17 protein-coding genes are annotated in these 16,086 nt (G+C 60.9%); 1 reads left to right on the forward strand and 16 read right to left on the reverse strand.

The genetic code is table 11. The features are described 5' to 3' along the window. Positions 1-97: 97 nt before the first annotated feature. A complete protein-coding gene (locus tag NSND_RS10070; protein ID WP_080878880.1) occupies positions 98-1,315 on the reverse strand; it encodes a type II secretion system F family protein in 1,218 nt (405 codons plus the stop codon). A gap of 160 nt (positions 1,316-1,475) precedes the next feature. After that, positions 1,476-2,018: a CDP-alcohol phosphatidyltransferase family protein gene (locus NSND_RS10075; protein WP_080878881.1), complete on the reverse strand. Its 543-nt coding sequence runs from the start codon at positions 2,016-2,018 to the stop codon at positions 1,476-1,478. Between the two features lie 170 nt (positions 2,019-2,188). Between NSND_RS10075 and NSND_RS10080 the strand changes: the two genes are divergently transcribed. Beyond that, entirely contained in the window at positions 2,189-2,509 is a 321-nt protein-coding gene (locus tag NSND_RS10080; protein WP_080878882.1) for a hypothetical protein, read from the forward strand. Here NSND_RS10080 and NSND_RS10085 read toward each other — a convergent pair. The 14 genes from NSND_RS10085 to ftsW all read right to left on the reverse strand — a co-directional run bounded on the left by NSND_RS10085 (position 2,506) and on the right by ftsW (position 16,077). After that, entirely contained in the window at positions 2,506-3,633 is a 1,128-nt protein-coding gene (locus NSND_RS10085) for a serine hydrolase domain-containing protein (RefSeq protein WP_080878883.1), read from the reverse strand. The two genes, NSND_RS10080 and NSND_RS10085, sit on opposite strands and share 4 nt — an antisense overlap. 114 nt (positions 3,634-3,747) lie before the next feature. Then, a complete protein-coding gene (locus NSND_RS10090) occupies positions 3,748-4,260 on the reverse strand; it encodes a DivIVA domain-containing protein (RefSeq protein ID WP_080878884.1) in 513 nt (170 codons plus the stop codon). Between the two features lie 21 nt (positions 4,261-4,281). Beyond that, a complete protein-coding gene (locus tag NSND_RS10095) occupies positions 4,282-4,578 on the reverse strand; it encodes a YggT family protein (protein ID WP_080878885.1) in 297 nt (98 codons plus the stop codon). Then, on the reverse strand, positions 4,578-5,384 hold the full coding sequence (proC, locus tag NSND_RS10100; protein ID WP_080878886.1) for a pyrroline-5-carboxylate reductase: 807 nt from the start codon (positions 5,382-5,384) through the stop codon (positions 4,578-4,580). Before proC ends, NSND_RS10095 begins: the two co-directional genes overlap by 1 nt. A gap of 4 nt (positions 5,385-5,388) precedes the next feature. Beyond that, positions 5,389-6,096, reverse strand: a complete 708-nt coding sequence (locus NSND_RS10105) for a YggS family pyridoxal phosphate-dependent enzyme (RefSeq protein WP_080878887.1) — start codon at positions 6,094-6,096, stop codon at positions 5,389-5,391. A 100-nt stretch (positions 6,097-6,196) separates the two neighbouring features. Beyond that, positions 6,197-6,940, reverse strand: coding sequence for a peptidoglycan editing factor PgeF (gene pgeF / locus NSND_RS10110; RefSeq protein WP_159450733.1), 744 nt, complete (start codon positions 6,938-6,940; stop codon positions 6,197-6,199). 40 nt (positions 6,941-6,980) lie between these two features. Further along, positions 6,981-8,183, reverse strand: coding sequence for a cell division protein FtsZ (gene ftsZ / locus NSND_RS10115; protein ID WP_080878889.1), 1,203 nt, complete (start codon positions 8,181-8,183; stop codon positions 6,981-6,983). 54 nt (positions 8,184-8,237) lie between these two features. After that, complete coding sequence (gene ftsA / locus NSND_RS10120; RefSeq protein WP_013247359.1) at positions 8,238-9,482, reverse strand: cell division protein FtsA; 1,245 nt, start codon at positions 9,480-9,482, stop codon at positions 8,238-8,240. Then, positions 9,479-10,348 carry a cell division protein FtsQ/DivIB gene (locus tag NSND_RS10125; protein WP_080878890.1) on the reverse strand — a complete coding sequence of 290 codons (870 nt, stop codon included), beginning with the start codon at positions 10,346-10,348 and terminating at the stop codon, positions 9,479-9,481. Before NSND_RS10125 ends, ftsA begins: the two co-directional genes overlap by 4 nt. Positions 10,349-10,350: 2 nt before the next feature. Continuing rightward, the gene (locus NSND_RS10130; RefSeq protein ID WP_080878891.1) at positions 10,351-11,349 is read right to left on the reverse strand and encodes a D-alanine--D-alanine ligase family protein; all 999 of its coding nucleotides are present in this window, start codon (positions 11,347-11,349) and stop codon (positions 10,351-10,353) included. 9 nt (positions 11,350-11,358) lie between these two features. Continuing rightward, on the reverse strand, positions 11,359-12,291 hold the full coding sequence (murB, locus tag NSND_RS10135; protein WP_080878892.1) for a UDP-N-acetylmuramate dehydrogenase: 933 nt from the start codon (positions 12,289-12,291) through the stop codon (positions 11,359-11,361). Positions 12,292-12,312: 21 nt separating this feature from the next. Further along, complete coding sequence (murC, locus tag NSND_RS10140) at positions 12,313-13,695, reverse strand: UDP-N-acetylmuramate--L-alanine ligase (RefSeq protein WP_080878893.1); 1,383 nt, start codon at positions 13,693-13,695, stop codon at positions 12,313-12,315. A gap of 82 nt (positions 13,696-13,777) precedes the next feature. Continuing rightward, a complete protein-coding gene (gene murG / locus NSND_RS10145; RefSeq protein ID WP_080878894.1) occupies positions 13,778-14,899 on the reverse strand; it encodes an undecaprenyldiphospho-muramoylpentapeptide beta-N-acetylglucosaminyltransferase in 1,122 nt (373 codons plus the stop codon). Beyond that, a complete protein-coding gene (gene ftsW / locus NSND_RS10150) occupies positions 14,896-16,077 on the reverse strand; it encodes a putative lipid II flippase FtsW (protein ID WP_080880853.1) in 1,182 nt (393 codons plus the stop codon). The genes murG and ftsW overlap by 4 nt, the downstream gene beginning before the upstream one ends. Positions 16,078-16,086 lie beyond the last annotated feature (9 nt).

Below are 16,086 nucleotides of genomic sequence, written 5' to 3' on the forward strand. Positions count from 1 at the left end.
AGCATGGGGGGCGCGTTGCCCTGATGGATGTGCAGCGCATGGCCCGTTTCGAAGATCGGACCATGCGCCGGAGAACGGACGCGACGGTGCAGCGTCGCTATTGGATGGCCTGCGCCATCGTGAAGATCGGAAGATACATCGCAATGACGATAAATCCGATGATGGTACCCAACACCACCATCATGATCGGTTCGAGCAGCGAGGTCAGCGTCTCGACCGCCTGATCGACTTCGTCCTCATAAAAGTCGGCGATCTTGCCCAGCATGGCATCGAGCGCGCCGGTGGACTCGCCGACCGCGATCATGTGCGTGACCATCTTGGGAAACACGTTACACTTGGCCAACGGTTCGGAGATCGTTTTTCCGCCGCTGATGCTCACCCGAGCATTCATCAGCGCTTCCTCGATCACCTTGTTGCCGGAGGTCTTGGCGCAAATGCTCAACCCCTCGAGCAACGGCACACCGCTGGTGATCAAGGTTCCCAGGGTGCGGGTAAACTTCGCGACGGAGGCTTTTCTGATCAGATCTCCGACAATCGGAACCTTGAGCAACAGCCGGTCGATCACCACACGCCCATTCACGGTGGCATAGTACCGCTTGATCGCAATGGCCGCGGCCACCATGGCCCCGCCCATGGCATACCAGTAGCTCTGGAAAAAATTACTCACGTTGATCACGATCTGGGTCGGACCAGGCAATCCGACTTTTCCGCCCGACATTTCCAGAAACATCTGGGCAAACACGGGAATGACCCACACCATCAAGACACTGATGATGATGACGGCCACCCCGACGATCGCGGTGGGATAGACCATGGCCGACTTGATCTGCCCCTTCAGCTTCATCGCCTTTTCGATGTGCTTGGCCAGACGAGTCAGAATCGTATCGAGCAGACCGCCGACCTCACCGGCATGGATCATATTCACATAGAGGTCGTCGAACACTTTCGGGTGTCGCTTCAACGCATCGGAGAATGTGGATCCTGCTTCCACGCTGTTTTTCACATCGCCGACCGTTTCTCGCAGCACTTTATTTTCGGACTGGGTGGAGAGAATATCGAGACATTGGATCAGGGGCAATCCGGCATTGATCATTGTGCCGAATTGACGGGTGAAGACCACGAGATCCTTGTCGGTCAGGCCGCTCCCCAGGCTAAACTTGAACTTTCCGCCCATGCCCGACTTTTCTTCCAGGCTGGTCACGACGACCTGCTGCTTGCGAAGCTGGTCCACCGCCTCATCTCGGGTCTTGGCGGTGAGCTCCCCCTTCTTCACAGCACCCTGGCGGTTCCGTCCGACATAGGCGAATGTACTCATAACGCGGTTTCCACTCCTTTGAACACCAGGCAGGATACGTACGGATGCAGCGGAAAACTATGATCGAAGTCTATAAGACGACCTAAAAACTGTCAAACGAATGCACGAAAGCGGACCCGCAGAAGAACATGAAAGAAGCGGCACCCAAAGCGGCGGCGCGCTATACCTGGCTGGACGTGATGCGGCAATAGCCGCGGGAGAGATAGTGCAGGCCGGACATCAGGGTCACCCCGCCCATGAGATACAGGAGCGGGTCAAGCGTGGCAAGATCAAGACGGCGAGAGGCAAAAAAGATAATGGCCACCAGCGTCGCGAGCTGAACCAAGGTGGTGCCCTTCCCCAGTACAGTCGGCGAAATATCGACCTGGGTATGGGTGAAATGGGCAACGGCCGCCCCCAGCATCAACATCAAATCACGGCTGACCACCAGAATCGTGAGCCAAAGCGGGACGAGATGCATCACGGAGAGCGTAATAAACCCCGTGGTCAGCATGAGTTTATCCGCCAGGGGATCCAGGACTTCTCCGAGTCTGGTCCGCTGATCGGCCACACGCGCGATGATTCCATCAAGCGCATCCGTCAATCCGGCAATGAAGAGCGTCGCCAGCGCATAGTCGAATTGCTCATAGTTGAGCAACCCCACATACACCGGGATCAACAGGATGCGCAGCATCGTCAGACTGTTGGGAACGTTCATGTTCATCGAAACAGCTGGTGTTTGAATCGGCCCCTCGACTGGCGAACGATGTCACGCGAATCGCGCATCATAGAAACCCCTGGAGAACCTTGTCAACGACGGTTGCACTCCGGAAGGGAGGTCCCTATAATCGAGACGCGTAAGACGCTCCCAGCAGATGATAGACGGAGGTTTGTATGAGTGGACTCCCCCTCCTCTTTAAGAAAGAGGGCTTAATCGAACGGCATCAAGTCGAGGGGATCGACCCGAGCGACCGATATTTTAATCGAGCGGTGCTCGTCAGTCGTGTGGCGGCGGGCTATACGGGGAAAGTCACCTATGAGGCCTATGCTGTCGAAGGCTCCGCTCACTCCACCACGGGTGCTGCCGTCAAGGCCGTCGTCGAGAAGTTGATGGGAGTCGGGTTTACCCGATTGCGCACTCGCCTGAACTTCAAGGGCAACCGCTACCTGGCCGAAAAAGAAACCTGGACCGACTATCCGGACCTGCCAGCCTAATCTCCCAGAAATTCCCGGCAAATCAGATCGTGAATGAGCGGACGGAATGTCTTGATCCGTTCATTTTTCCTCGTCGGATGTACCCGGTTGGACAGCAGCACTACCTCCAATTCCTTAACCGAATCAATCCATAGCGAAGTCCCGGTATAGCCGAGATGCCCGAATGATTCGGGCGTGAAGCGCGTTCCGGAAGAAGACGGGGCTGACGGCGTATCCCACCCCAAAGCCCAGCCGGCATTCGGTATTCCCTGCTGACGGGTCGTAAACAGGGTGACGAGGTCAGGCTGTAGCAATCCCGTCTTCCCGCGCCGGCCATCCATCCACGCCTTCGCCACCGCGAGTACCGCGCGCGCCGTGCCGAACAACCCGGCATGGCCGGCCACACCGCCCAGAGCAAAGGCATTCTCGTCGTGCACTTCGCCGCACAACATGCGTCCCCTCCAAGGATCGTCTTCAGTCGGAGCGATCGCATGTGATTCCAATGAGGCGGCAGGCATGGCCTGCGACTCGCGCGGGACGTACGCAAGCGGCTGTGCCTCCAGCGGGCGATAGATCTGGTTGTTGCAAAATTGGTCCAGCGACTCACCTGCCAGCCGCTCCACCGCCCATCCCAGCAGCATGAACCCCAGGTCGCTATACAGACTGCGAGAGCCTCGTTCATAGACCAACGCTTCTTGTGCGATATACCCCAGCACTGCCTCGCGCGCCGCCGTACGTCCCGGAAATCCGGCCTGTCCTGCCTCAAGCGAAGCCAGCCGCTCGTAATAAGGTCGCCACCCGGGAAGCCCTGAGCTATGCGTGAGCAATTGATGAATAGAGGCCGCCCCCGCTGCACTGCCCTGCAGCGCAATCAAGATGCGATCGATCCGATCATCCAGCGTCAGCTTGCCGCGCTGCATCAGCAACAGCAACGCCGTGGTGGTCGCCAGCACCTTGGTCAAAGAGGCCAGGTCGTAGCAGGTGTGGATCGTCACCCCCTCGCCCGGAATCTGCGGGGACAGGCGGCCGACAGCACCTTCATAGATCAACGTTCCTCGCAATCGGACAGCCAACACCGCGCCGGGAAAGGCGCCGTCGTCGACGGCTGCCTGTAGGGCAGCCTGAAGGGGATTTGTTGTGGCCATGAATACGCGCCTACGTGTGATGCACAGGGAGATGGAGGGAGAACGGAAGGGCGGAGCCCCCTTGGTAGCCCCCGCTCGCAGGCGGAGATGGACGCCCAAGGGAGTGCAGAATGCTCAACGCGCCGTGCTTGATTCGCCGGTTAACTTCCCTTCGACCGAAGCCGCATCCGACTGATACGCGTCGCTTTCTTCCACTTCCAACATACGTTCAAACGATCGCAGGGTTGAACGGAATCGCTCCACCATCATCAGACGCTGTTTCTGGAGATCCGCGAGACCACGTTGCATGTCGGAGAGACTCACCCGCGCCTGCCGGATGATCTCACTCGCCTTCAGCTCCGCTTCCTTCACAATCAGGTCGGACTCGCGCTGCGCAGACCGTTTCACATCCTCGGCCAACGTCTGGGCTGAGACCAAGGTATTCGAGAGCGTCGTCTCCGTGCGTCGCAAGTCGGTGACCTGCTGCTCGGTTGCGGTCAGCTTTTCACGAAGCGCACTGTTCTCTCGATTCAAGTTCTCGACGGTCAATGCCAGCTCCTCGAGGAACCGGTTCACTTCGTCCCGGTCATAACCCCGGAACTTGACCTGAAAGACCATCTGCTGAATGTCGATGGGAGTGATTTTCATACGACACCTCTTCCCCGACGGTTAATGCATCCGCACGGCGATATCCCGTAACGATTGAACCACGGCATATTGCAAAAAGACAAGAATCAGAATCGCGATCATCGGCGACAGATCCATGCCCATGCGCCATCCTACCAGCCGACGGATCGGCGTGAGCACGGGCTCCGTCGCGCGCTCCAAAAACTGCACGATCGGGTTCCACGGATCCGGATTGACCCACGAAATCAACGCGCGGGCGATGATGACCCACATGTACAGCCACAACACCGTATCCAACACCGTGGCAGTCCCCTGCAGCACATTGCTCATCACAAACATCAGCGTCCCAACTCCTGTGAACGTTTTGTGGCCGCCTCGACGGCCGCCATCAGACAGCTCCGCAGCCCACCGGCCTCCAATTGATATAACCCGGCAATCGTGGTGCCGCCCGGCGACGCCACTTGGTCTTTCAACTTGGCCGGATGTTCGCCCTGCTCCAAAACCATCCGCGCAGCTCCCAGGACCGTCTGCGCAGCCAGGAGTTCCGCGGTCGCCCGCGGTAAGCCCATCCGGACGCCGCCGTCGGCCAATGCTTCAATCGCGACGAATACATAGGCGGGTCCGCTTCCGCTCAGACCGGTCACCGCATCCATGAGTCGTTCCTCGACCGACACGACCGACCCGACCGCCTCAAATAATGTCCGCACCGCAGCCAGATCGTCAGATTGGAGATCAGGCTGACAGGTCAACGCCGTCACTCCTTCTCGCACGAGGGCCGGCGTGTTGGGCATCGCCCGTACGATTCCTCTGGGCGTCACGATCCGCTCGCGAATCCAGGCGGTCGTCACACCGGCGGCGATGGAGACGACCAATTTCCCGGCGCAGGCCTGCCCCGCATCACTGAGCACCGCCGGCATCGCCTGCGGTTTCACCGCGAGAACCACCAGATCGGCCTCCCGAACAGCCTTCGCATTCTCATCGCCGACGCGAATGCCGAAGCGCGATTTCAACGCATCGCGACGCGCGGCGACCGGATCCGTCGCGCAAATGAACGCAGGCTCACAGGCCCCCGCGGCCAGCAGCCCGCCGATCAGGGCCTCCGCCATTTGCCCGCCTCCGAGGAATGCAATCGGTTTTGTCAGCATCGAACTACTCACCTCGCGCTCCGAAAATCGCCGTTCCGACTCGCACGTACGTCGCCCCCTCCTCAATCGCAACGGGATAGTCGTGCGACATGCCCATCGAGAGTTCCTGCATATTAATGTTCCTGTGCCCCCGCGCTGTCAATGTCTGAGCGAGGGTCCGGAGTTGTCGAAAGTAGGGACGCGCGTCTTCCGCCGTCGGAGTGGGTGGGGGAATGGCCATGAGGCCGCGAATATCCAGATGCTCAAGCCCGTTCAGGGATTCCAGGGCCGCCCCCAGTGTCGTCGACTCAAATCCTCCCTTGCTGGCTTCTCCAGCAAGATTCACTTCCAGCAGAACACGTTGCCGCAGCCCCGCGGCCTTCGCCTGTCGGTCGATCTCTTCCGCCAGGGCGAGACTATCGACGGAATGAATCGTCTCAAATCGCCCGATGACCGATTTCACCTTGCGCCGTTGCAGGCTGCCGATAAAGTGCCACACGACCCCTTCGCGCCCTAACGTGTCGATTTTCGGCAAGGCCTCCTGGAGACGGTTTTCTCCAAGATGTCGGATGCCGGCGTCCACTGCCTGACGCAATCGTTCAACTGACACGGTCTTGGACGCGGCGATGAGACGAACAGACTCCGGCGGGCGCCCCGCACGGGCGGCCGCACGTTGCATTTCGTCGAACACCGTTCGAACCCGGTCCGCAATCGTTCCCAGCGCTGCATCCATCCTGCCGCCTTGCGGATTGCTCCACGTGTACTATCACCCGATGCCGCCGTGAAGACGCAATAGGACAGGCTCCGGGAATGAAGTCCGTAACGAGTCGATCTCAACCCGGCCGGCGAGGCAGGAGAGCAATGCCACTCACCATCGTCGCCTTGACCACGCCTTCGCGACGATAACTATAAAATCGCTCGGGCTGACAGATGGTACAGGCATCAACCGTGGCGACCCGCTCTGCGGCCAACCCGTCAGCCAACGCTTGCCGGCGCACAAAGGCGCGCAGATCCAGATGCGCCTTCTGGCTACTCACCGGTTTCACGACAGATCGCCACTCGGGAAAGACCTCCCGCAGTCGCGCAAGGACCGGCTCATCCACTTCGTAACAGCAGGAACCAGCGGAAGGACCGATCGCCATCTGCAGCCGATCCACGGTCGCCCCGAACCGGCTCACCATCAAGGCCACCGTCTTCGGCACAATACCGGCCACCGCACCCCGCCAGCCTGCATGGATCGCCGCAACCACCCGTCGCTCCGGATCGTGCAGGAGCACAGGCACGCAATCCGCGGTCCGCACGGTCACCATCAGCCCCGGCTGATCGGTCACCAACGCGTCCCAGCCTCCTTCGAAAGCGTCGCCCTCCTCGACCGGCCGATCGACGATCAGCGCATCCGTCCCGTGAACCTGTTTGACGGACAGAATGACGCTCGCGCCCCGCTCGCGATGCAGAGCCCCTGGCACAGCGGCACGACCCGGTGTCACCGAGACGGACGACAACCGGGTGCCGAAAAAATGTTCCACCCCATCCGCAGGCGTCGCAAACGACGGCGCGGTGATGACCTCTGACACCATCCCCGTTCCAGACCTCGCAGTGACCGATACCGCTCCGTGCTCAGTCGGCCTGCTTCCGTAGGAAGGTCGGCACATCCCATTCGTCATCGCCGACCACCGCGATCCGCTCCACGGCTTCCCGGGTCTCGCCCATGCGGCGAAGGAAGGTCGGACGATCCAGGTCTTTATGAGGCCGATCCGATCCCGCGGCATGCACGCCGGTCAGCACCTGTTGCGCCGGGCGTCCATTGGGGGTCCGCGCCGCGGGACGTTCGGCCGTGACGGTCGGTCGCGCAGTCGCTTGTTCTTCGCGCTCGAAGCCGGTCGCAATCACGGTCACGATCAGATCATCACCGATCTCAGGATTGATGACCTGTCCGACGATGATGTTCGCTTCGGCATCCGCCGCATGCTGAACGATCGAGGCCGCTTCTTCCACTTCATGCAGCGACATATTCGGGCCGCCTGTGATATTCAGCAGCACTCCACGGGCACCTTCGACACTGCCCTCTTCCAACAAGGGACTGCAAATCGCCTTCTGCGCCGCTTCCTGCGCCCGGTTGGCGCCGCGTCCGATGCCCATCCCCATCACCGCGCGCCCCGTGTGGGCCATGATGGTCCGCACATCGGCGAAATCCACGTTGACCAACCCGATGGTCGTAATCACGTCCGCAATGCCCTGGATCGCCTGACGCAGCACATCGTCCGCCACCTTGAACGCATCCAGCAACGGGGTGGCCTTGTCCACGATTCCCAGCAACCGTTGGTTCGGGATAATCAGGAGCGTATCGACATGCCTCCCGAGATCGCGAATGCCTTCCTCGGCGTGGCTCATCCGCCGGTGTCCTTCATACTGGAAGGGTTTGGTCACGACCGCGACGGTCAGGATGCCCAGTTCACGCGCAATGCTGGCCACGATCGGAGCCGCGCCCGTCCCGGTGCCGCCGCCCATGCCGGCGGTGACAAACACCATGTCGGCGCCGACCAGACTCTCGCGAATCTCATCTTTACTTTCCAACGCGGCGTCGCGTCCCACTTCAGGCTTGGCACCGGCGCCGAGGCCGCGAGTCCGTTCCGGACCGATCTGAATCTTATACGACGCCTGGGACCGCTCGAGTGCCTGCACATCCGTATTCGCGGCCACGAAATCGACCCGGCACAATCCGCCGGTGATCATCGTATTGACGGCGTTGCACCCCGCTCCTCCGACACCGATCACTTTGATGCGAACGGGCGATTGCGGCTCCTCTTGAAATGAAAACATCGTGGCACCTCCCTTGACGATGGTGCGGACGTGGTCTTAAGCCGTCCGCAAAAGTTAGAAAAACTCGAACATCCACGATCGCATGCGATCGAACACTTTCCCCAACCCTTTGCCATGACGGATGCCGGCGGCCTCCAAGTTGTCGGCATGTTGACGTGCATGCAACAACAGCCCAACACCGGTCGCGTGCATCGGGTTGCTGACGATATCGCGCAGCCCACCGATGCCCGTCGGCATGCCGCGACGAGCGGGCAGATTCAGGCCTCGCTCGGCAGCATCCGGCATCCCTTCCAATAATGAGGTTCCGCCCGTGATCACCACGCCGGCACCGAGCATGCCTTCATAGCCGGCTCGCACGATTTCGCGTTTCACCAGATCGAACATCTCCTCGACGCGCGGTTCGAGAATCTCCGCGATATCACGGCGCGTGAATTGCCGCGGCGGCCGATCGCCGACCGACGGCACTTCCACCATTTGATGCCCATGCACCAGCTCGGTCCTGGCAATCCCATGTTGCACTTTGATTTTCTCGGCGTCGGTTTGCGAGGTGAGCAGACCGATTGCCAGATCTTTGGTCAAATTCTGGCCGCCGATCGGGAGCACCGCCGTGTGCCGGATGCTGCCGTCGAGGAAGATCGCCAGGTCGGTCGTGCCGCCGCCCAGATCCACCATGGCGACTCCCAACTCCCGCTCTTCGGCGCTCAGGACGGCTTCGCTTGACGCGAGGGGCTGCAGGATAATGTCCACGACGTCGAGCCCGGCCCGGTTCACACTCTTGATGATGTTTTGCGCCGACGTTACCGCGCCGGTGATGACATGGACGTTGACCTCCAGCCGGTTGCCGGACATGCCCAGGGGCTCGCGCACGCCTTCCTGATCGTCGACCATGAATTCGCGCGGTAACACGTGCAGAATGCGGCGCTCGTGAGGAATCACGGCAAGAGTTCGCGCACTCTCCACCGCACGGCTGATGTCGTCGCGCGTGACTTCCTGTTTCTTGAGGGCCACGACGCCCTTGAGGTTTTCTCCTGAGATATGACTACCGGCGATGCCCGTATAGACCGAATTGATCTGCACGGCCGCCATGAGCTCCGCTTCCTCAACCGCCTTCTTGATCGACTCCACCGTACTCTCAATATTGACCACCACACCCTTGCGAAGCCCGCGCGAGGGGCAGGAGCCGACGCCGATGATATTCAGCGGGCCCTCCTCCGGCACTTCGGCGACAATCGCACAGATCTTGGTGGTCCCGATGTCGAGTCCGACCAGGATATGATCCCGCTTAGACACTCGGCTCACCCCCTTCCCCGAACAATGACGCGGTCGGCAAAGCGAAGATCGATTTCATTCGCCCTGGCGCCCTCGCCGTCAAAGGCCACATCACGCAGTGCGGGCCGCATTTTGAGAAACCGGTACCATTGCTGATTCATCGACGACTCACTGAATTGAAACGTCACACCCTGGACCTCGACTACCAGATTATTGAGATTCCCCACATTGATATCCGGCCGTCCTCCGGTCGTCTGTCCGACCATGCGGGCCAGGGCCGCGCCGACCTGCACGGGGCGACGATCGTCCGGTTTTCCCTGCACCAGCCGCTTGCCGTCGACACCGGATAACATCGGTAGGGTCGGATCATCCGCCGACCCGAGATGCGCCAGCAAGAACCCGTCCGAATCGGCCAGGAGATTCTCCGCCAGCGTGCGTACCACGACCGCAGGTTCCCGCTCAACGATGTCGATATGAATTTCATGTAAGGGCTTCAGCACCACCGTCGCATCCTTGATCCAGGGATGGGTCTTGATCCGGTCGGCCAACCAGGACGGGTTAATGGAGTAGAGCGCGGTATCAGGCTTCAACGCCAATCTCCCGATCACTTCTTTCCTCGTCACATGGTGCAACCCGCTCACCGACACGGAGCGCACCAGAAACCATTCCCGCGTCAGAGGTCCCACTTCCCGCGCCAGGACAAACAAGCCCGAACAACCGCCGACCAGCACAGTCACTGTGGCGACCACCCGCAAGGTAATCAGCAGGCCCCGCCCCAGCCTGGACCAGTACCCGCCCGTCTCACCGGCCCGATGGCGGCCCAGCGCGGATTCCGAACGGGCATTCGCCCGCGGGTTCACTTTGACCGGGCGTACCTTGCGCCACCGCAGCGACATCGCTACCTCACGGCTCGAAATGATCCGACTCCGGCCCGCCCGAGCGCGGACTGGAGAATCCGCTCCGTCAAGGCGTCGTACGACAATCCGGCCTTCCCCGCCGCCATCGGCAGCAGACTCGTCTCCGTCATTCCCGGCACGGTGTTGATCTCAAGCACAAACGGCTTGCCCTTGGGCGTGATACGGAAATCGACCCGGGCTGCCCCGCTGCATCCCAAGGCCTGATAGGTCCGGATTGCCAGTTGCTTGATCTGCCGAGTGACTGCGGCCGGGAGCGGCGCCGGGCACAGGTACTGGGTTCGACCTTTCTCATACTTGGCCGAGAAGTCATAAAATCCATCCGGCGCCACGATCTCCACGGCCGGCAACCCGGTCACCACCCCGTCGGGGCCGCCCAACAGCGACACCGTGACCTCATGTCCCGGGATAAACGCCTCGACCATCGCTTCTTCGTCATACCGGTGCGCCACACGAAGCGCCTCTTTCCATTGCGACGGCTTCCGGACAATGGTCACTCCGATCGTGGATCCCTGGCTCGCCGGCTTGACGACCACCGGCAACTTCAACTTACAGGTGCTCAGCACTCGATTCAGACTAGGAGCCGTGCCGCGAAACACCACCGTCCCGCGCGGGACCGGAATGCCCTGAGCGGCCAATTCCGTCTTGGTCACCACCTTATGCATCCCAATGGCACTGGCCCGGACACCGGAACCCGTATAGGGAATGCCGAGGGTCTCCAAAAATCCCTGAATCGCGCCGTCTTCGCCTCCCGGTCCGTGCAACGCCAGAAACCCGATCTCAACCGCCTGCTCCTGCAGCGTCTTGGACAGATCCGGACCGACATCGATGGCCACCGCGTCGTAGCCGCTTCGCACCAGCGAGCGATACACAGCCTCCCCGGTCTTCAGCGACACTTCCCGTTCAGACGATTGACCGCCCATCAAGACCCCGATTTTCGAACGTGTCAGCGGCTTCCGTTCCGTCACATCCACTCCCTTCATCGATCCGCGTCAGGCCTCACCGACCACCTTCAGTTCCAATTCCAGCTTCACGCCGGACACTTTTTTCACGGCCGCCCGAACCTTCCTGATCAACGCCAGCACATCGGCCGCGCGCGCATGACCCACGTTCACCATGAAGTTCGCGTGTTTTTCCGAAACCTGCGCATCTCCGATGCGGGCCCCCTTCAGGCCCGCCGCGTCCACCAGGCGGCCTGCGGAGTCCTGCGGAGGGTTCTTAAACACACACCCGGCACTCGGCAACGTGAGCGGCTGAGTATTCTTGCGATACTGAAGATACTCCTTCACTGTCTTTTCAATCCGGTCGTGATCGCCGGGCCTCAACTGCACCCAGACTCCCGCCACGATGCCGCGCGGCAGATGCGCCCGTCGATAACTGAACGGAATATCCGCGGCGGGAATATCCACCACCCGGCCGCGAGGATCCACCATCCGGACGGCCTTGACGGACTCCTTCATTTCGCCCAAGCGCGTGCCTGCATTCATCACGACGCACCCCGCCACGGTCCCGGGAATCCCAACGCCCCATTCCAAGCCGGCGAGCGACCGTCGAATGGCATATCCAATCAACGTCGGCATGCCCACGCCCCCTTCTGCATAGAGCACGTGGTCCGGTTCCTGGCGGATGGCTTTGAATTGCCGCAGGCTAACCACGATCCCGCGGATGCCCCCGTCACGAACGAGCAGATTGGTCCCCCCCACCACAAAGACCGGAATGTGTTCCGCACGAGCCTGTGCCACCACCCGGCAAAGGTCCTCCACATCGGCCGGCTCCACCAGCACTTCCGCCGGGCCACCGATGTGGAATGAAGTATAGGCCTGCAGCGAGGCCTCGTACGTGATTGTTCCACGAACCCCTTCAAGAATACGCGCCCAGTCTTTCCTGGTTCTTGCCGCATGATCTTTGCCCGCCACACGTGACACGGTTGTTCGCCTCGTCGCCCCCTAAGCCGGCAATCGCTCAAGAATCGCCAATCCCGTTTTCCAGATATCCCCTGCGCCAAGGGTAATCACAAGATCCCCGGATTTCAGGGTCGGCAGCACCTGCTCCGCCAGGGTGTCCTTGCGCTCCACGAAAGTGGCCGAAGGATGCCCGGCCGCCTGCACCGCCTCCACCAGCTTCGCGCCGGACACGCCGGGAATGGGCTGTTCACCCGCCGCATAAATTTCCGTCATGAAGAGCGCATCCGCCTGGTCGAACGCATGGGAAAATTCCTGCATCAAATCGCGAGAACGGCTGTAGCGATGCGGCTGGAACAGCACGACGACGCGTCGATCCCACCCTTGCTTCGCGGCGGCGATCGTGGCCCGCACCTCGGTCGGATGATGCCCATAGTCGTCCACCACCATGATGCCGGCCTTCTCTCCGCGCAGATGGAAACGCCGCTCCACCCCGCTGAACGCCGCGAGGCCTTTCCGGATCAGATCGACCGGAATATCCAACTCCATGCCGATGGCAATCGCCACCAAGGAATTCGACACATTGTGAATGCCGGGAATGGACAACCGGAACGGACCGAGGTTGCGTCCGCGGAAGAACACCCGGAACTCAGACCCCCATTGCCGCAGGCTGATATCGGTGGCGCGAAAGTCGGGAACATGGCCGGGGTGTTCGTGCAGACCGTAGGTCTGATAGCGCTTCACTACGCGCGGCAGTAGATTTCGTAACCGTTCATCGTCGGAGGACAACACGGCCAGGCCGTAGAACGGCACCTTGTTCACGAATTCCAGAAAACTGTCGTTCAGCTTCTCCATGGTCCCGTAGTGGTCCAGGTGCTCACGGTCGATATTGGTGACGGCGGCAATGGTCGGTGCGAGGCGCAGAAACGACCCGTCACTTTCATCCGCTTCCGCAATGAGTAGATCACCGCGCCCCAGCCGTGCATGGCTCCCAAGGGCATTCACCTTTCCGCCGATCACCATGGTGGGGTCCAATCCGCCCTGTGCGAGGACATTGGCCACCATCGAGGTCGTCGTCGTCTTTCCATGAGCGCCGGCGATCGCCACGCCGAACTTGAGTCGCATCAGCTCCGCCAGCATCTCCGCACGCGGGATGACCGGGATCTGCCGCGCTTTCGCCGCCACCACTTCAGGGTTGGTCGCCGCCACCGCGGAAGAGATTACGACCACCTGCGCGTCACCGATATTGGACTCATGGTGGCCGATCGCGATGCGCCCCCCTAGTTCCTCAAGCCGGCGCGTCGTTTCCGACTGACTGAGGTCCGAGCCGCTGACCTTATACCCGAGCGTCAACAACACCTCAGCGATGCCGCTCATCCCGGATCCACCGATGCCCACTAAATGAATATGTTGTGTCTTTCTGAACATCGCCGTCCGCCTTAGCTCCTGTCCTCGAAATGATCGCTGCCCACTGCTCCTATCCTGTTGCTGTGTCTCCCGCTCTCGTTGTTCATAGGGCGCGAGCGCTGTCGCTGGCCTCATGGCGCCTCCTTATGACGTCGTAACACTCACGAACGATGGTTTCTGCCGCATCACTACGCCGCATATTCCAACTCTGTTCACTCATGGTCTGAAGCCGATGCGGCTCCTTCAAAATCTGCGTGACGGTTTGCGCCAGTCCGGGCCCGGTCAATTCCGCTTGCGGCAGGAGCACTGCGCCGCCCGCCTTGGCCATGACCTCGGCATTCCGCAGTTGATGGTTGTAGATCGCCGTCGGCAGCGGAATCAGAATCGCCGCCTTTCCGCAGACGGTGAGCTCGGCAATCGTCATGGCTCCGGCCCTCGCGACCACAAGATCGGCGCCTCGCAGCACCGTGGGCATGTCGTAAAGAAAGGACACCACCTGCGCGGGCATTCCAGCCTGTTCATACGCGGCCACGACTCTGGCGTGATCCGCCTCACCCGTTTGATGGGTGATGGTGAGCTGGCCCTTCATGGAGCGAAGCAACGGCAAGGCCTCGATCACCGCCGAGTTGATGGCCTTCGCACCCTGACTGCCGCCGAAGATCAACAGGTGTCGAGCGGTGCGTGCCTCCGCTTGCCCCGCATCCGGAGCGGCAGATTCCACAAACGCCTGCCGAACTGGTGTCCCCACTACGCTGGTCTTGCATCGATCGAAAAATGTCACCGTCGATTCGAAGGCCAGGAACACCCGCTGCACGAACGGCGCAACCGCCTTGTTCGCCATGCCGGGATAGGCGTTCGGCTCGAGAATCACACCGGGGATCCGCCGTAGAAACGCCGCCAAGAGCATCGCCGGACTGGTGTACCCGCCGACGCCGAACACGAGATCGGCACTCTGCTTCTTGAGGATCCCCAGTGATTGCCATAAACTTTTTGGCAGGGTGATCAGGGCCTTCAGGATCTCCAGCAGACTCTTGCCCATCAAAGGATTGGCATCGATGCACTGCAAGGGAAAACCTTCGTGGGCCAGCACTTTGCGTTCGATTCCACGCGTCGTGCCGACAAACAGAATCCGGGTGGATGGATCGCGCTTCAAAAACTCGCGCGCGACGGCAATGGCCGGATACAGATGGCCCCCCGTTCCGCCTGCCGCAATCACCACATTCATTCCGTCACCACCCCGCGCTTGCGCACCACCCGCGGCCCACTGCTGTCCTGCCCGCCCTGCCGGTCGCGTGAAATGCTCAACAGAATCCCCACGCCGAACAAATTGGCCATCAATGAGGAGCCGCCGTAGCTGACAAAGGGCAGGGTCAAGCCTTTGGTCGGAAGCAGTCCGGTGACCACTCCGGCATTGACCAAGGCCTGCATGCCGACGAGGAGCGTGATGCCCATTGCCAGGTGCCGACCGAACGGGTTGCGAGCCCGCCTCGCGATCTGAAAGCCCTTGATGACGAACAGACCGAACAGCAGCACGATGGTCACGGTGCCCATCAGCCCCAATTCTTCGCCGACCAGGGCCAGCACAAAGTCGGTATGCGCTTCCGGCAAGAAAAACAACTTCTGCTTCCCTTCGCCCAGCCCCACACCGAACGGGCCGCCGCTGCCGAACGCCAGAAAGGATTGATGGATTTGATATCCGGAACCGGTCGGATCTTTGGCCCCGTACAGATATTCGATCACTCGTCGACGCCGATAAGGAGACCCCAGAATCAAGGCCGCCACCGTCGGCAGCGCACAGAGCGCCAGGAGGCCCAGGTGTTTGATTCGCGCCCCTGCCAGGAACAGCATCGCCACGACCACCAGGCCCATCACCACGACCGTTCCCAGATCGGGCTCCAGCAAAACCAAGCCGCTCAGCAACCCCAACACGATCAGCGGCGGTAAGAGGCCTCGAGAAAAATTGGTGATCTGATCCTGCTTCTTGGTCAGGTAGGCCGCGATGTATATGGCCACCGCGTACTTCGCCAGCTCGGCCGGCTGAATGTTGAGCGGACCGAGGTGCAGCCATCGCCGCGCCCCCTTGGCCACGCTGCCGAACGACGGAACGAGCACCAACATCAGCAGCACCGTCGTCCCGAACAGCAGCGGAATCGCTAACTTTTTCCATATGGTGTAGTCGATCTTCGAAATGAGATGCATCACCAAGAGGCCGGCGCCCAACCAGGCCAACTGGCGCTTCAGGAAGTACCAGGGGTCGTGAAACCGATTCCCCGCGACCACCGCGCTGGCACTGAACACCATGACCACTCCCACCAGGGCAAGAATGAGCGTCACGGCCAGCAGGGCCGGATCGACCGGCACGCGTTTGGTCGCCCGCTGGGTCGAGGTCGACCAGGGCAACATCAGTGTTCC

Origin of the sequence: Nitrospira sp. ND1, from assembly GCF_900170025.1 — a bacterium.
GTDB lineage: Bacteria > Nitrospirota > Nitrospiria > Nitrospirales > Nitrospiraceae > Nitrospira_A.

What these genes read in the sequence shown, in the direction of transcription:
- NSND_RS10070 (WP_080878880.1), bottom strand. Translation starts at nt 1,315, where the DNA reads ATGAGTACATTCGCCTATGTCGGACGGAACCGCCAGGGTGCTGTGAAG.
- NSND_RS10075 (WP_080878881.1), bottom strand. Translation starts at nt 2,018, where the DNA reads ATGAACATGAACGTTCCCAACAGTCTGACGATGCTGCGCATCCTGTTG.
- NSND_RS10080 (WP_080878882.1), top strand. Translation starts at nt 2,189, where the DNA reads ATGAGTGGACTCCCCCTCCTCTTTAAGAAAGAGGGCTTAATCGAACGG.
- NSND_RS10085 (WP_080878883.1), bottom strand. Translation starts at nt 3,633, where the DNA reads ATGGCCACAACAAATCCCCTTCAGGCTGCCCTACAGGCAGCCGTCGAC.
- NSND_RS10090 (WP_080878884.1), bottom strand. Translation starts at nt 4,260, where the DNA reads ATGAAAATCACTCCCATCGACATTCAGCAGATGGTCTTTCAGGTCAAG.
- NSND_RS10095 (WP_080878885.1), bottom strand. Translation starts at nt 4,578, where the DNA reads ATGTTTGTGATGAGCAATGTGCTGCAGGGGACTGCCACGGTGTTGGAT.
- proC (WP_080878886.1), bottom strand. Translation starts at nt 5,384, where the DNA reads ATGCTGACAAAACCGATTGCATTCCTCGGAGGCGGGCAAATGGCGGAG.
- NSND_RS10105 (WP_080878887.1), bottom strand. Translation starts at nt 6,096, where the DNA reads ATGGATGCAGCGCTGGGAACGATTGCGGACCGGGTTCGAACGGTGTTC.
- pgeF (WP_159450733.1), bottom strand. Translation starts at nt 6,940, where the DNA reads ATGGTGTCAGAGGTCATCACCGCGCCGTCGTTTGCGACGCCTGCGGAT.
- ftsZ (WP_080878889.1), bottom strand. Translation starts at nt 8,183, where the DNA reads ATGTTTTCATTTCAAGAGGAGCCGCAATCGCCCGTTCGCATCAAAGTG.
- NSND_RS10125 (WP_080878890.1), bottom strand. Translation starts at nt 10,348, where the DNA reads ATGTCGCTGCGGTGGCGCAAGGTACGCCCGGTCAAAGTGAACCCGCGG.
- NSND_RS10130 (WP_080878891.1), bottom strand. Translation starts at nt 11,349, where the DNA reads ATGAAGGGAGTGGATGTGACGGAACGGAAGCCGCTGACACGTTCGAAA.
- murC (WP_080878893.1), bottom strand. Translation starts at nt 13,695, where the DNA reads ATGTTCAGAAAGACACAACATATTCATTTAGTGGGCATCGGTGGATCC.
- murG (WP_080878894.1), bottom strand. Translation starts at nt 14,899, where the DNA reads ATGAATGTGGTGATTGCGGCAGGCGGAACGGGGGGCCATCTGTATCCG.
- ftsW (WP_080880853.1), bottom strand. Translation starts at nt 16,077, where the DNA reads ATGTTGCCCTGGTCGACCTCGACCCAGCGGGCGACCAAACGCGTGCCG.